The following is a 15956-nucleotide window of genomic DNA, read 5'->3' on the forward strand; positions in this document are numbered from 1 at the left end:
ATTTGATGTGGCTCAGAATACCATAAGCAATGTATCACCGTTAACTTTGTTGCTTTGTTTAATTTCCCTTATTTTGTTTAGTATGGTGAGAATAGCCCAGTATTATTGGCGAGCATTTAATTCTGGAAGTAAGTTACAGATATCATCCAATACCTTTTGCCCTTTTTCCTCTGGAAATTCAGCGTGTACAGGTAAATACCACCAGTTAGGTTGCGCAAATTGGAAACATTTAACCGCATCTTTTTCTGTCATCAATAAATTTTGATCACTATTTGCCAGAGCCAATAATTGAGATTTTTCGTACGCCTGATGATCAGCAAAAGCGTGTGTTTTCTGTAAATTAGCCCCTAATTGCTGTAATGTTGCAAAAAAACGCGGGGGATGACCAATCCCAGCCATCGCAATACCATTGGGAATATCAGTGACTTTTCGTGTTTCCCCTGTCAGCAAATTAACTACCAAATTGCCTTTGAGGGTCATGGGTAATTCACCGGCTTCTGGTGTTCCACCATTAACGATGATGGTATTAACACTATTCAAGCGCCCCGCCAATTCTCGCATAGGGCCAGCAGGTAGCCAGCAGCCATTACCAAAACGACGAACGCCATCAATCACCACAATCTCATAATCACGCTGCAAGGCATAATGTTGAAGGCCATCATCGGTAATGACAATATCAACCGGAGCGTGTGCCAATAATGCCTGAATGGCTTCGGCTCGTTTTGGTGCCACCGCAACAGGTACACCAGTACGACGACGAATTAAAACAGGTTCATCTCCTGCTTGTACCGTTGCTACTTCATCGGTAACCAGTAGCGGGTAATGTTCCGACTTCCCGCCATAACCACGCGAAACAACGCCAACCCGATAGCCTTTTTGCTGCAACTGTTCAACCAGCCAAATAACAACCGGGGTTTTGCCATTTCCCCCTGCTGTCAAGTTACCGACAACAACAACAGGCACTGGTGCTTTCCAGGAGCGGCTCAATCCTAGTTTATAGCTTAAACGCCGCAAACCACTTAATAGCCCATAAAGGGCTGATAATGGTAATAATATGATGTAAAACCATGAGCGGCCTGACCATATGCGTTCAATCATTGGCCAAATTGCATCCTATGTAACTGTGCATATGCGCCATCATGTTGCAACAGAGTCGCATGATTACCTCTTTCTATGATATTTCCATCTTCAATAACGATAATTTCATCGGCATTTTCAATAGTAGAAAGACGGTGAGCGATGACCAATGAAGTTCTGTTTTTCTGCAATTCATCTAATGCAGCCTGAATCGCACGTTCAGATTCTGTATCCAATGCAGAGGTTGCTTCATCCAAAATTAAGATCGGAGAATCACGCAATAAAGCACGGGCAATGGCAATACGCTGACGCTGTCCCCCAGAAAGCAAAACACCATTTTCACCAATCATGGTATCAAGGCCGTTATCCATTTTTTTGATAAAGTCCATTGCATAAGCCATTTCTGCCGCCCGTTCTATCTCTTCACGGCTAAAGCATCCTTCGCTGGCGTAAGCAATGTTATTGGCAACCGTATCATTGAATAGATGGACATTTTGCGATACCAACGCGATTTGGTTACGCAATGAAGCCAGCGTATATTCACGCAGATCATGACCATCTAAGACTATCTTCCCTTCATTTACGTCATAAAAACGAGTAAGAAGATTGGCAATTGTCGATTTACCTGATCCTGAACGCCCAACCAATGCAATCGTTTTTCCCGCCGGTATCGTCATTGAAATATTTTTCAGTACCGGATGATCCTTGGTTGGATAACAGAAAGTAACATTACGGAACTCAATGTTGCCTTTTGCCTTTTTGATCTCCAGTTTACCTTCGTCTTTTTCCTGTTCCATATCCAAGATAGTAAATAAGGTCTGGCATGCAGCCATACCACGTTGGAATTGGGAATTAACATTAGTCAGAGATTTCAATGGGCGCATCAGGGCAATCATGGATGAAAATACAACGGTGATTTTCCCTGCGGTTAAGGCACCCATAATTTCAGGGAAACTGGCCGCATACAGGATAAACGCCAGCGCAAAAGAAGCAATAAGCTGGATAATCGGGTCTGAAATGGAATCAGCAGATACCATCTTCATACCCTGCTGGCGCATATGATTGCTGACTTTGTTGAAACGTTCAGTTTCAACTTTTTGACCACCAAAAATTAAAACTTCTTTATGCCCTTTCAGCATCTGTTCAGCACTGGTTGTCACCATCCCCATGCTGCTCTGCATATTTTTACTGATATTACGGAAACGCACGGAAACAAGGCGAATAACCCCCGCAACTATCGGCGCAATGACAATCAAAATAAGGGAGAGTTCCCAACTGTAATAGAACATCAGTATAAACAGGCCAATAATTGATGCCCCTTCCCTAACAACCGTCACTAATGCACCGGAAGAAGAAGAAGCAACCTGTTCTGAATCGTATGTAATACGGGAAAGCAAGGTTCCCGTGGATTGCTGGTCAAAGAAGGAAACAGGCATTCCCATCATATGATTGAACAGACGCCGACGCATCTGCATGACCACTTTGCCTGATACCCAAGAGAGACAATAACTTGATATAAAACCAGATATGCCACGCAACAACATCAATCCGATGACAACCAGTGGCATCCACTTTAATACACTAATGTCTGCCTTACCAAAACCCTCATCAAGCAAAGGCTTCAACAAGGAAAGCATCAATGTATCACCGGCAGCATTAAGGACTAACGCAACCGCCGAGACTATCAGGCCGATTTTAAAAGGGGTGATGATCGGCCACAATCGACGAAAGGTCTGCCAGGTAGAAAGGTCTTTATCATTCATTATTGAGTTACCAAAACCAAAAGAAATAGCGAGTCATTCTACTCATGATCGCCACGAATACCAAACCACTGATGATACCACCGTGATACTATTTGTTGTCGATAACCTTTTAATTTAATGTCATCGCGATAAAAATAGCCGGTTATCTGACCAGAAACGGCTGTACTATGCCATTCAATTCCAGCATTTTTATAGCGTTGTTTCACTTTCACAGAAGGCAGTCTCCACGGGCTATAGCGTGCAACTGAAGCCAAAGCATATTGAGGCATAACTCTGCGTATAAATGCCGAAGTAGAGGAGGTGTTACTCCCATGATGAGGTACTTGTAATATTGTTGTATGCAAATGATTCTTTTCAAGCTCCAATAAGCGGTATTCACCCCGCTTTTCCAAATCTCCTGTTAATAATAGACTGTACTTACCGTCATCAATACGGATCACGCAAGATTGATCATTGCCAACTATAGCCGTCTTTTCTGGTGGCCAGAGAACGGCAAAATTTAATCCCTGCCATGTCCACTGTTCACCACGGACACAAGGTAAATGCGCCTGAGTTGAGGAAGGGCTTCTAATTTGGCTATCAGGATACTTTTCAATGAGATATTCCATTCCTCCTATATGATCCAAATGATCATGGCTCAGAATTATTTGCTCTGGTGTTAACCGATGCCAACGTAAATAAGGTTCAATAACTTTTTCTGCCATGCTGCCCGTTTCCCAACGATTGCCTGTATCAAAAACAATCGCTTTTTCTCCCTTATCAATGACCACAGCTAATCCATGCCCCACATCCAGCATTGAAAAACGCCATTGAAAATCATTGGGACGCTTGGAATAACACGCAATAACTCCAATACAAACGCCCAACAACCATTTATAAGATCTCCACCAACCTAAGCGCCAAATCACAACAAAAAACCAGCCTACTAACGTAGTGACAATAGGGTAGTGCCCTGTTTCAAACCATGAATGCGCCAAGATAGGTAAAGGTGCCAAAGCAAATAAAATGCTGTAATCAACAAGTTGCCATAAAAATGGTTGGATAACCGGAAGAAATATACAAACTATCCCCAACATAACCAATGGAACAGATAAAAAAGAGATAATCGGTACGGCCCATAGATTAGCCACCAATGATGCAATATTAACGCTCTGAAATAACAAAAGCTGCAACGGTAACAACATTAGCAACATGCCCAACTGCATATGCAGCCCGCGCAGCCATGACCACTGCCAACCCTGACGTATTTTTCCTGGCAAAGGCATCCAATAAAACCAAAATAACAGTGACATCACTGCAGTAAATGAGAGCCAGAAACTGTCAGAAAGTATTGCCAAAGGATCGAAAAATAAAATAAGTGCGGCACTCCATAAAGCCCATTGCCATGAAAAACAAAGTCGGCTTTTACACCGTAAATAAATCCACAAGGTCAATCCTAATATTGCCCGAACGGCTGGAATCCCCCAACCAGACAACCATCCATACAGCATTGCGGTTAACCAGCCCATGATCAATGGAAAGCGAAACCCAATCCATTTTGCAGGAAAGAAAAATTGCGTCATTCTTGCAAAACTCCAGCCAAATAAGCTGGCCATTGCAATATGCAGCCCTGAAATGGCCATCAAATGAGCAATACCTGTCTGCTGTAATAGCAAGCGAGTGGATTTATCTAACCATGCCCTTTCACCAAACGAAAGTGCTAATGCAATACCAGCCTGTTTTAACGACTGAATGTTTGGTAATAACTTATTAATGAAATATTGCCGAAGGTTACAGTTTTTATCGAGTGGTTTTGCCTCAATAATTTTTCCATTCAATGGCTGGCGAACAGAAAGTGAATATCGTTGGCTATCAAAATTACCATGATTTAATTGAGCATGAACAGGCCTGAGTTTCATTGTCACCTGCCATTTCTGACCGGCACATAACAACTCTTGAGAGTTCCATAATACTGACGCATATAAGGCAGGAGTAATATATTTTCCATCACTCTCAATCAGCTTAATACGATAGCGTGCTTTTTTATCATCCTCCTTCGTGTTATTTTCCAACGATACACTATCAATCATAACAATTGCAGTGCGGGAAGTTTCACTGAAATAAGTGACTTGTGCCAATATATGATGACCATGCCAACATCCAAAAATAAACGCCCATAATCCTAATGATATTAGTCGTATAATGTTATTAGGAAAAAATAACAAGCAAAATGCAATGATAATCAGGTTTTGGACGACTCTTTGTTGAGGAAGCTCTGCAAGGAATAATAAGGGAAAAATTCCCAATATAATGGCTAATGCAGCCAAATTTAGACTGATAAGTGGCGTCGGTTTTCGCCAAGTGGTGAATAAATAGGTAAAAAGAGAAAATATTATAGGCTGCATCCATTATGTCTCTGTGCTGATATTCCATTCACGCAAGAGAGATTATTACACAGTAGTTCTTATCGCTAGTTAGAGAAATGTTATTGTGGAGTCGCTTCGCAAATTAACTTTTAAGCAGAAGAAACGATTCAAAAAAATACATCTATTCTCACAAAAACCAGAAACACAAAAAACGGCACCCTAGGGCGCCGTTAATTTAATTAAGTAATAACTGATATCTTAGCTATCGCTATAGATATTCACGCGGTCACGCAATTCTTTACCGGGTTTAAAGTGAGGAACGTATTTACCATCCAATTCCACCTTATCACCTGTTTTTGGATTACGGCCCACACGCGGAGCTCGGTAGTGAAGAGAAAAGCTGCCGAATCCGCGAACTTCAATACGTTCACCTGCGGCTAGTGTTTCTGCCATATGATCAAGCATTTCTTTCACTGCATCTTCAACGGCTTTGGCCGGCATGTGAGATTGCTGCTCTGCAAGTCTTTCGATTAATTCAGACTTGGTCATGGTACCTCCCTAAACTACCGTATTCGGGTAATATTCTCTTTATAGAGAATATTACCCGCCGTTATTGACTTAGATTATTCGCCTTTAGCTGCTTTGAAAGCTTCAGCCATTGCGTTGTTAGCGAAGTTTGTGTCTTCTTGTTTGTTCACAGAAGCGATAGCGTCTTTTTCATCAGCTTCGTCTTTTGCACGAACAGACAGGTTGATTACGCGGTTTTTGCGATCAACGCCAACATATTTAGCTTCAACTTCATCGCCAACGTTCAGAACTTGAGTTGCATCTTCAACGCGGTCACGAGAAGCTTCTGATGCACGCAGGTAACCTTCAACGCCGTCAGCTAATTCAACTGTAGCACCTTTTGCGTCAACTGCAGTGACTTTACCAGTAACAATTACACCTTTCTTGTTTACAGACAGGTAATTGTTGAATGGATCTTCTGCCAGTTGCTTGATGCCCAGAGAGATACGCTCACGCTCTGCATCTACTTGCAGAACTACAGCAGCGATTTCGTCGCCTTTTTTGTATTCACGAACTGCTTCTTCACCTGCAACGTTCCAGGAGATGTCAGACAGGTGAACCAGACCGTCGATTCCGCCTTCCAGACCGATGAAGATACCGAAGTCAGTGATAGACTTGATTTTACCTTCAACGCGATCGTTCTTGTTGTGCGTCTCAGCAAATTGCTGCCAAGGGTTAGCTTTGCACTGTTTCAAACCCAGAGAGATACGACGACGTTCTTCATCGATATCCAGAACCATAACTTCCACAACGTCACCAACGTTAACAACTTTGGATGGGTGGATGTTCTTGTTGGTCCAATCCATTTCTGAAACGTGTACCAGACCTTCAACGCCCTCTTCGATTTCAACGAAGCAGCCGTAATCAGTCAGGTTAGTTACGCGACCAGTCAGTTTAGTACTTTCTGGATAACGTTTAGCGATTGCTACCCATGGATCTTCACCCAGTTGTTTCAGACCCAGAGATACGCGAGTACGCTCACGGTCGAATTTCAGTACCTTAACTGTGATTTCATCGCCCACATTGACGATTTCGCTTGGGTGTTTAACACGTTTCCAAGCCATATCAGTAATGTGCAGCAGGCCATCAACGCCGCCCAGATCAACGAATGCACCGTAGTCAGTCAGGTTCTTAACGATACCTTTAACTTCCATGCCTTCTTGCAGGTTTTCCAGCAGTTGATCGCGTTCTGCGCTGTTTTCAGATTCGATAACTGCACGACGAGAAACAACTACGTTGTTGCGTTTCTGATCCAGCTTGATGACTTTGAACTCAAGCTCTTTGCCTTCAAGGTGAGCAGTGTCACGAACTGGGCGAACGTCAACCAGTGAACCAGGCAGGAACGCACGGATACCGTTCAGTTCTACAGTGAAGCCACCTTTTACTTTGCCATTGATAATACCAGTGACAGTTTCAGCTTCTTCGTATGCTTTTTCCAGCATCAGCCATGCTTCGTGACGTTTCGCTTTCTCACGAGACAGGATAGTTTCACCGAAACCATCTTCTACCGCATCCAAAGCTACGTCGATTTCATCGCCAACTTGAATTTCCAGCTCACCTTGAGCATTTTTGAATTGTTCTACAGGAATTGCAGATTCTGATTTCAGGCCTGCGTCAACCAATACAACGTCTTTATCGATAGCAACCACAACACCACGAACGATGGCGCCTGGACGAGTTTCGATAGCCTGTAGGGATTCTTCAAAGAGTTGAGCAAAAGATTCTGTCATGTTTATGATCTTCAAGATTTTTAATTAACGTCCATTTAGCTTCCAGCCGAATGGGGTTGTTTTACATACCTCGCAACTTTTCCCTGTTACAAGGTGTTTTATAGTGTACCAGAATATTTCACTACCAATACACCAGAATTCTATATACATCTTCTCGATACACTACTGCAATAGTGTATTTGAGAAAATTAACGACTATGCGGGTATTTCCAGCGCGTTTCTCACATAAGCCAGTGCTCTATCAATCACTTCTTCGATAGACATGCTGGTCGAATCCAAGATCAATGCATCTTGTGCAGGCACTAAAGGCGCAACGACCCGATTGCGATCACGGAAGTCCCGTTCTTGTATCTCGGACAAAAGATTTTCAAAGTTAACACTAAAACCCCTCTCCTGCAACTGCAACATACGTCTGCGGGCGCGTTCTTCCGCACTTGCATCCAGAAATATTTTCACTGGCGCGTCGGGAAATACGACTGTTCCCATATCACGTCCATCGGCTATCAGCCCAGGGGCAATGCGGAAAGCTCTCTGCCGACGTAAGAGTGCTTCACGGACACGTGGGAATGTCGCCGCCTGTGAAGCCGTATTTCCAACGGTTTCAGTACGAATTTCGTTGCTGACATCTTCGCCTTCCAGAATAACCCGGAGTTTACCATTTGCAGGCACAAAACGAACATCCAGGTTTGCAGCCAGAGGAACCAGTGCGTCTTCAGACTGGATATCCACCTGATGATGGATGGCAGCCAGTGCCAATACACGATAAATGGCACCTGAATCAAGCAATTGCCAATCTAACGCTTCCGCCAATGCCTGACATAGTGTTCCCTTGCCAGCACCACTTGGCCCATCAACGGTTATTACTGGGGCTATCGCCGCCATCATTATCCTCCTTTTCGCATAACATTCGTATAACAGACAGGTCATTTACCGAATGCAAAAAATTGCTTAATTAGCAAGCAATAAAAACCTGTCTTATTATACGCGCTCAGCAAATGAGAGAAACAGGCAAGTCCCATTTATTTCTATCCCTACCTACTTTTGCTTCTCCATCTATTTAGTGTACTGGCTGAGCTTTTCAAGCTGGTTGAAATAATCTGGGAATGTCTTTGCGGTACAGCCTGGATCAAGGATGGTGACTGGAGTATCCGACAGGGCTACCAACGAGAAACACATCGCAATGCGGTGATCATTATAGGTCTCAATTTCAGCATGATTGAGCTTTTCTGGCGGAGAAATTCGAATATAATCATGCCCCTCTTCCACTTCGGCACCTATTTTTCTCAATTCAGTTGCCATTGCATTTAGCCGATCGGTTTCTTTTACCCGCCAATTGTAGATATTGCGGATAACGGTTTCTCCCTGTGCAAACAATGCCGTTGTCGCAATCGTCATTGCCGCATCAGGAATAGCATTCATGTCCATATCAATACCTGTCAATGTACCGCGTTCGCATTCGACAAAATCATCTCCCCAACGAATAGTTGCCCCCATCTGCTCCAACACATTGGCAAATTTGGTATCCCCTTGCAGGCTATTTCTGCCAATGCCCGTGACACGAACGGTTCCACCTTTAATTGCCGCCGCAGCCAGAAAATAAGATGCCGATGAAGCATCGCCTTCTACCAGATACTGCCCCGGAGACAAATATTGCTGCTGACCTTGAATGTGAAAAACCTGATATTGTTCATTGTCTACCGTTACACCAAAACTTTTCATTAGTGCCAATGTAATATCAATATAAGGTTTAGAAACCAAATCACCTTGTATGTGAATTTCCGTATCGTTTTTTGCCAATGGAGCTGCCATCAACAGAGCGGTCAGGAACTGGCTGGAAACAGTGCCATCAACGGTAATTTTTCCGCCTAAAAATCCCCCTTTGATATGTAAAGGCGGGTAATTTTCCTGCTCAAGATAATCAATTTCTGCTCCTCCCTGACGCAATGCATCGACCAAGTGACCAATTGGGCGTTCTTTCATACGAGGTTCACCGGTCAATACCACACTCATACCACTGTCTCCCAAACTGCTGTCCCCTAAACATAGAGCCGCGGCCAATGGGCGCATTGCTGTACCTGCATTGCCCAAAAACAGTTCAATATCGCTTTTACCCGTAATGCGGCCTCCAATGCCATCTACTTCACAGATAGTACGATCGGCAGAGAGGCGATAGGAAATACCCAATACAGCCAGAGCATTAAGCATGTAACGGATATCATCGCTGTCCAACAAATTGGTCAATCGGGTTGTTCCTTTAGCAAGAGCAGCAAGTAACAAAGCGCGGTTAGAAACGCTTTTAGAACCAGGCAAGTTAATTGTTCCATTAATATGGGAAATAGGTTGTAACGTCAGGGATTGCATAAAGAGAGGAATCTCCAGATATGATTTTAATTTTTAGGATAAATCGAGGATTTTGAGATCGGGAGGTTTTATCCCTCCCGATAATAAAAAATTATGCGTTGCGGCGTTCAAAATCAGCCATAAATTCAACTAATGCGTTCACACCCTCATAAGGCATAGCGTTATAAATTGAAGCACGAGCGCCACCTGCAACTTTGTGCCCTTTCAATGCATGTAGTCCGTGTGCATAGGCTTCTTCCAAAAACTGGCCATCTAACGCTGGGTTAGCCAGTTGGAAGGGTACATTCATGATAGAACGGTTTTGGGGAGCAACACGGTTGATATACAATTTGCTGTTATCAACGGCATGATACAGGTGTTCGGCTTTAGCATGATTGCGTTTACTGATTTCTTGTAGCCCTCCCTGCTCTTTCAACCACTTGAATACCATGCCAGACAAATACCATGCAAATGTCGGTGGCGTGTTATACATGGAGTCGTATTGAACCTGCACAGTATAATCCAGAATAGATGGCGTATGCTGGTGTGCTTTACCTAGTAGATCTTCACGGATAATGACGACAGTAATCCCTGCTGGCCCAATATTTTTTTGTGCCCCAGCATAAATAACACCATAGCGGCTAACATCAATGGGTGCAGAGAGGATAGTTGAAGAGTAATCGGCAATGACAATTTTATCATCACCGAAATCAGGCGCTTCAAAAATGGCAACGCCTTCAATAGTTTCATTAGGACAATAATGGACATAGGCAGCATCACGGCTCAATGCCCATTCGCTCATCGGCTTCACACCTTTGACACCGTCCGTTTCTGTCCTGATATCAATGACATTTGGAGTGCAATATTTTTCTGCTTCTTTTGCTGCACATTCAGACCAGTAGCCACTAACGATATAATCTGCTGTCGGTTTATCACCCAGTAAATTCAGTGGTAACGCCGAAAACTGCCCACGGGCACCGCCGTGACAAAACAGCACCTTGTAATTCTCAGGTATTGCTAATAAATCTCGGAGATCTTTTTCTGCTTCTGCCGCAACAGCCACAAACTCTTTGCTACGGTGACTAATTTCCATTACAGATGTCCCCAAACCGTGCCAGTTGCAAAGTTCCTGCTCTGCACGTCGTAACACTTCTGCTGGCAACATAGCTGGGCCAGCACTGAAATTATATACCTGACTCATTAACTTCACCCTATCAATGGATACAATAAAATCGGACACATTGGTTTTATCACTCCCGCCTTGCTGCTGCAATAATTATTAAACATTTATTGTAAACTACAATTGTCAACTACAACATAACTCTCTAATAGGTCACCTTATTACAAATAACGCAATAAACTATAATCCAAATAACAAAAAATAAAGCCTAGATAATATCGACCTTTGCTTAACACTCAAAATAAAAACAAACTTATAATATTAATTATAAAACACACCACGTACTGAAAAGATTTAAATCATAAAATCAAAAAAAACAACTTATTACATCAAAACCACATCACTTATTTAAATAAATTCTTGACAAAACAAATCGAGATTTTCAAATATACCCTTTTCTCGAAACAATAAAAAATGTCTCAACATAAACTCACCTTCATTCTTCACAATTGAATTATTCATTAATTGAATTAATCAGTAAGATATATCAAAAAGTTACCATCATACCAAAGGAGATAAAACATGAAAAAAATAAATCCATCTACATTATCCCACCTAATGTTTATTATATTATTGTTTTTATCTACATTTTCCATTCGTGCATTTAGCTCAACATTTATTAGTATTAAAAACAGCACCGATTCTATTCTGGAATTAGATTCATCATCCCTAAAAAATGGCACATGGAGTACCAAACCTCCCCCAAAAATATTAACGAGTGAAAGAGTGAATTTTATGTTTGACAATTCGCGTATGAATAACACCGAAGGCACCACTGTATACAAGGCCTCAGATGGCGCCAAAATAACTATATATTGGAACATTCCCTTTCGTGGAAAAAATTCATATGATATCACCACGAATAAACAAGATAGCTATTTAACGGGATATTCTTTAATACATGGAGAGAATACCGGAATAAGAGTCACATTTCTTAAAAAACACTTAACTAGAAATTATAAGGTCATTGTGATGTCTGATCCGCAGCCATGGAGATTAGAAACCGGAGATCCAAACGCTTTTGCAAATGAGGAACCTTGGAAAAACAGAAACCGCAATGTTGTAAAAAGCATTAACGAGTTACACTTACAAGGATTAGTAGATTTCGGTATTATCAATGGTGATATGACTGAGTTTGGTCGCCAGAACACCAGAGATGATTTTTATTTAATATACAATAAATTATTATTTCCATTTTATTTTGGCCTTGGTAATCATGATTACCAAAACAATGTGAATGATTGTACGGAATCTTGGCATTTTGATTTTAGTAAAAATGCCTGTGCGAGGTGGTCTGTCGATAATATGGCATCAGAGATAAATGATAACTATCAGAATGAGCTGCTATTAAATTTCAATAGTGATTATAATAACGATAAACATAGCGGTAGCTTAGCCTATTCATGGGATTTCGGTAATATTCATTATGTTCAACTACAGAACTATCCAACTTATTGGGTTACATTGGATCACTATGCCGCCCCAACAATATATATAAAAAATTCTATGGCATGGTTAAAAACCGATTTAACAAAAGCCTATTCCAGAGGAAAAGCAAGTATTCTTAATTTTCATGATGGCACGCAAAATTTTATTCAAAACAGTACAGATGAACAGAAAAAAGAATTCAAAAATTTAATTGAAAAATATAACGTTATGGCAGTATTTATTGGTCATACTCATCAGGTTAACGAATCTAATAAAAATGGAGGAGATCCTATCTTTGGTAATGCCAGGATATATAATAGTGGTGCCTTATTCCAAGGTGATTTTCTGTTGATGAATGTAAGAAATAAGTGTATTGATGTTTCAGTCTATAATGGCCGTGATGGGACACCTAGAAAAATTCAAGATTTTCAAGGCACTTGTGGAAAATTAACACACCAACTGAATCAATAGAATTTAAAAAAATATAAAAAGGCGCATCAAATGCGCCTTTTTATATAGTTAAATCAGGAATTAATACTTACCAAACATTTCCTGAATTTTTTCTACATCAGAAGTTTGCGTCAGAGCTAATTGCAGAAGAACGCGAGCTTTCTGTGGGTTCAAACGCTCTGAAGCCACAAAGCCATATTTGCTATCGTTAACTTCAGCATTTTGGGTAGTGTAGCCGAAAGGAATACGGCTGGAGCGAACAACAACAACACCCTCTTTAGCTGCTTTAGCCAATGTGTCAAGAATAGACTTATAGATATTACCGTTACCTACACCTGCACTGATAATACCCTGATAGCCATTTTCAACAAAAGCTTTTGCTGGCAGATCAGAAGCGTTGGAGTAGTTATAAACGATGCCAACCTTCGGCAATTTATCCAATTCGCTCACATCAAAAACAGCTTTGCTTGCTTTTACAGGTGCCGCAGAATAGTAGCGCACTTTACCATTGTGAACGAAGCCCTGTGCACCAGCATTCACAGCCTGAAACGCCTGAACTTCAGTTGTGCTCAGTTTACTAATGTCACGACCATGGATCACGGAATCATTCATCGCCAGCAGCACACCACGGTTTGCTGAGTTTTTATCAGCCGCAACAACAACAGCGTTATACAGGTTCAACGGACCATCAGCACCCAGTGCTGTAGATGGACGCATTGCGCCAACCATCACGATAGGCTTCTGGCATTGGGTAGTCAATTCGAGGAAATAAGCAGTTTCTTCCATGGTGTCAGTACCGTGGGTGATAACAAAACCGTCGGTTTTGTCACATTCTGCATTGATTTTCTTCGCCAGAGTCAGCCATACCTGATCATTCATGTCCTGAGAACCGATGCTGACAACCTGCTCACCTTTCAAATCAGCAATGTTTTTAATTGCTGGTACAGCATTCAGCAACGAATCAATGCCCACTTTACCTGCGGTATAACTAGATTGAGTTGCAGATTCACCACCCCCAGCAATTGTACCCCCTGTTGCCAAAACAGTAATATTCGGTAAAGCGAAAGCAGAACCGCTAACTAAAGCCAGAAAACCGGCTATTGCTGTTATTTTAGTCTTTTTCATTATTCAACCTCTTGTAAAAAAAGCTATTTTATTATGTAAACCAAGAATAAATAAACTCTAATTAACAATAATTTTTGGGAACTGATAGAGCGGATAAAAAAAACGCCGTATGATATGCGCCTTTAACACAAATTGAAGTGAATCACGATGACGCAAACCTATATCCCAGGCAAAGACGCCGCGTTAGAGGACTCCATTAACCGCTTTCAGCACAAACTGAAGTCCCTTGGTTTTAATATTGAAGAAGCCTCATGGCTGAATCCTGTTCCAAATGTTTGGTCAGTACATATTCGCGATCGCGACTGCCCACTGTGCTTTACCAATGGCAAAGGTGCCAGCAAGAAAGCTGCATTGGCCTCTGCATTAGGAGAATATTTTGAGCGTCTATCGACAAACTATTTCTTTGCTGATTTTTATCTGGGTGATACCGTTGCTAATAGTGAGTTTGTTCATTACCCAAATGAAAAATGGTTCCCGTTGCCAGAAGATGACTCTCTGCCAGAAGGTATCTTAGACGAACGTCTGCATCGTTTTTACAATCCAGATAACACGCTCTGTGCTAGCCAGTTAGTGGATCTGCAATCTGGTAATGAAGAGCGGGGGATCTGCGCCCTGCCATTTGCTCGTCAGTCAGATAATCAATCGATTTATATTCCAATGAATATTGTCGGAAATCTGTATGTTTCAAACGGCATGTCAGCCGGCAACACCATGAACGAAGCACGTGTACAGGGATTATCTGAAGTATTTGAGCGCTATGTGAAAAACCGCATTATCGCAGAATGCATCAGCCTGCCTGAAATTCCACAAAATATTATGAGCCGCTACCCAAGCGTCATTGAATCAGTCAATAAATTGCAGGAAGAAGGCTTCCCGATCTATTGTTACGACGCTTCACTTGGTGGGCAGTTTCCGGTCATTTGCGTCGTACTGTTCAATCCTAATAATGGCACTTGTTTTGCTTCCTTTGGCGCCCATCCTGATTTTGGTGTTGCACTGGAGCGCACAGTCACAGAACTGCTGCAAGGCCGGAGCCTGAAAGATCTGGATGTTTTCACCCCACCAAGCTTTGATAATGAAGAAGTTTCTGAGCACACCAATCTGGAAACTCACTTTATTGATTCCAGTGGTGTAATCAGTTGGGATCTGTTCAAGCAAGATGCTGACTATGAGTTTGTTGACTGGAATTTCAGCGGAACGACAGAAGAAGAGTTCACCACTTTGATGGGGATCTTCAATAAACTGGATGCCGAAGTCTATATCGCTGATTATGAGCACCTTGGCATTTACGCCTGCCGCATTCTGGTTCCCGGTATGTCAGATATTTATCCGGTGGAAGATTTGCACATTGCCAATAACACCATGGGAACTCATCTGCGTGATACCATTTTGGCATTGCCGGAAAGTCAATGGCAGTCAGAAGAGTATCTGGCTTTTCTCGAACAGCTAGATGATGAAGGTTTAGATGACTTCACCCGTGTCCGTGAATTACTGGGAGTTGCGGCAGGTAAAGATAACGGTTGGAGCAACCTGCGTATCGGTGAATTAAAATCTATGCTGGCACTGGCAGGCAAGGATTTGGAACAAGCACTGATTTGGGTTGAATGGACACAGGATTTCAATGCTTCTGTTTTCACCGCTGAGCGAGCTAACTATTATCGCTGCCTGCAAACTCTGTTACTGTTAACCCAAGAAGAAGATCGCCAACCAGAGCAATATTATCAGGCATTTGTAAAAATGTACGGTCAAGGCACTGTTGATGCTGCTTCAGCAGCCATTGCCGGAGAAAATTGCTTCTATGGTCTATGGACTATTGATTCAGAATTAAAAGCACTGCCTGCCCATCAAGCATTATTAAGTGCTTATGATAAACTGCAAAAAGCTAAGCGTGAATTTTGGACCAATAAATAAACTGTTGCATTAACGTTTATTCATCGTAAAAAGTAAAATG

11 protein-coding genes are annotated in these 15956 nt (G+C 42.0%); 2 read left to right on the forward strand and 9 right to left on the reverse strand.

The features are described from left to right. Window positions 1-102 precede the first annotated feature (102 nt). The 8 genes from lpxK to serC form a co-directional block, all read right to left on the reverse strand. Window positions 103-1098: a tetraacyldisaccharide 4'-kinase gene (lpxK, locus tag Xentx_RS00325; RefSeq protein WP_074018285.1), complete on the reverse strand. Its 996-nt coding sequence runs from the start codon at window positions 1096-1098 to the stop codon at window positions 103-105. Next, the gene (msbA, locus tag Xentx_RS00330) at window positions 1095-2843 is read right to left on the reverse strand and encodes a lipid A ABC transporter ATP-binding protein/permease MsbA (RefSeq protein WP_074018286.1); all 1749 of its coding nucleotides are present in this window, start codon (window positions 2841-2843) and stop codon (window positions 1095-1097) included. The genes lpxK and msbA overlap by 4 nt, the downstream gene beginning before the upstream one ends. 35 nt (window positions 2844-2878) lie before the next feature. After that, on the reverse strand, window positions 2879-5224 hold the full coding sequence (locus Xentx_RS00335) for a ComEC family protein (RefSeq protein ID WP_074018287.1): 2346 nt from the start codon (window positions 5222-5224) through the stop codon (window positions 2879-2881). Window positions 5225-5443: 219 nt separating this feature from the next. Then, window positions 5444-5734, reverse strand: coding sequence for an integration host factor subunit beta (ihfB, locus tag Xentx_RS00340; protein ID WP_045969974.1), 291 nt, complete (start codon window positions 5732-5734; stop codon window positions 5444-5446). Between the two features lie 74 nt (window positions 5735-5808). Beyond that, complete coding sequence (rpsA, locus tag Xentx_RS00345; protein WP_074018288.1) at window positions 5809-7482, reverse strand: 30S ribosomal protein S1; 1674 nt, start codon at window positions 7480-7482, stop codon at window positions 5809-5811. A 195-nt stretch (window positions 7483-7677) separates the two neighbouring features. Next, window positions 7678-8364, reverse strand: a complete 687-nt coding sequence (gene cmk / locus Xentx_RS00350) for a (d)CMP kinase (RefSeq protein ID WP_074018289.1) — start codon at window positions 8362-8364, stop codon at window positions 7678-7680. A gap of 171 nt (window positions 8365-8535) precedes the next feature. Continuing rightward, entirely contained in the window at window positions 8536-9843 is a 1308-nt protein-coding gene (gene aroA / locus Xentx_RS00355; RefSeq protein WP_074018290.1) for a 3-phosphoshikimate 1-carboxyvinyltransferase, read from the reverse strand. 91 nt (window positions 9844-9934) lie between these two features. Then, window positions 9935-11023, reverse strand: a complete 1089-nt coding sequence (gene serC / locus Xentx_RS00360; protein ID WP_074018291.1) for a 3-phosphoserine/phosphohydroxythreonine transaminase — start codon at window positions 11021-11023, stop codon at window positions 9935-9937. Window positions 11024-11524: 501 nt separating this feature from the next. Here serC and Xentx_RS00365 point away from each other — a divergent pair. After that, a complete protein-coding gene (locus Xentx_RS00365; RefSeq protein WP_083600833.1) occupies window positions 11525-12901 on the forward strand; it encodes a metallophosphoesterase in 1377 nt (458 codons plus the stop codon). A 60-nt stretch (window positions 12902-12961) separates the two neighbouring features. On the opposite strand, the gene ansB is transcribed toward Xentx_RS00365, so the two are convergent. Continuing rightward, window positions 12962-14005: an L-asparaginase 2 gene (gene ansB / locus Xentx_RS00370; RefSeq protein WP_074018292.1), complete on the reverse strand. Its 1044-nt coding sequence runs from the start codon at window positions 14003-14005 to the stop codon at window positions 12962-12964. Window positions 14006-14152: 147 nt separating this feature from the next. Here ansB and ycaO point away from each other — a divergent pair, with 147 nt between their 5' ends. Further along, window positions 14153-15916, forward strand: coding sequence for a 30S ribosomal protein S12 methylthiotransferase accessory factor YcaO (gene ycaO, locus Xentx_RS00375; RefSeq protein WP_074018293.1), 1764 nt, complete (start codon window positions 14153-14155; stop codon window positions 15914-15916). The last annotated feature ends 40 nt before the right edge of the window (window positions 15917-15956 follow it).

Origin of the sequence: Xenorhabdus thuongxuanensis (assembly GCF_001908095.1) — a bacterium.
Lineage (GTDB): Bacteria > Pseudomonadota > Gammaproteobacteria > Enterobacterales > Enterobacteriaceae > Xenorhabdus > Xenorhabdus thuongxuanensis.

Excerpts from the sequence above, each read along its gene's own strand:
- lpxK (WP_074018285.1), bottom strand. The coding sequence starts at position 1,098 with ATGATTGAACGCATATGGTCAGGCCGCTCATGGTTTTACATCATATTA.
- Xentx_RS00335 (WP_074018287.1), bottom strand. The coding sequence starts at position 5,224 with ATGCAGCCTATAATATTTTCTCTTTTTACCTATTTATTCACCACTTGG.
- ihfB (WP_045969974.1), bottom strand. The coding sequence starts at position 5,734 with ATGACCAAGTCTGAATTAATCGAAAGACTTGCAGAGCAGCAATCTCAC.
- rpsA (WP_074018288.1), bottom strand. The coding sequence starts at position 7,482 with ATGACAGAATCTTTTGCTCAACTCTTTGAAGAATCCCTACAGGCTATC.
- cmk (WP_074018289.1), bottom strand. The coding sequence starts at position 8,364 with ATGGCGGCGATAGCCCCAGTAATAACCGTTGATGGGCCAAGTGGTGCT.
- aroA (WP_074018290.1), bottom strand. The coding sequence starts at position 9,843 with ATGCAATCCCTGACGTTACAACCTATTTCCCATATTAATGGAACAATT.
- serC (WP_074018291.1), bottom strand. The coding sequence starts at position 11,023 with ATGAGTCAGGTATATAATTTCAGTGCTGGCCCAGCTATGTTGCCAGCA.
- Xentx_RS00365 (WP_083600833.1), top strand. The coding sequence starts at position 11,525 with ATGAAAAAAATAAATCCATCTACATTATCCCACCTAATGTTTATTATA.
- ansB (WP_074018292.1), bottom strand. The coding sequence starts at position 14,005 with ATGAAAAAGACTAAAATAACAGCAATAGCCGGTTTTCTGGCTTTAGTT.
- ycaO (WP_074018293.1), top strand. The coding sequence starts at position 14,153 with ATGACGCAAACCTATATCCCAGGCAAAGACGCCGCGTTAGAGGACTCC.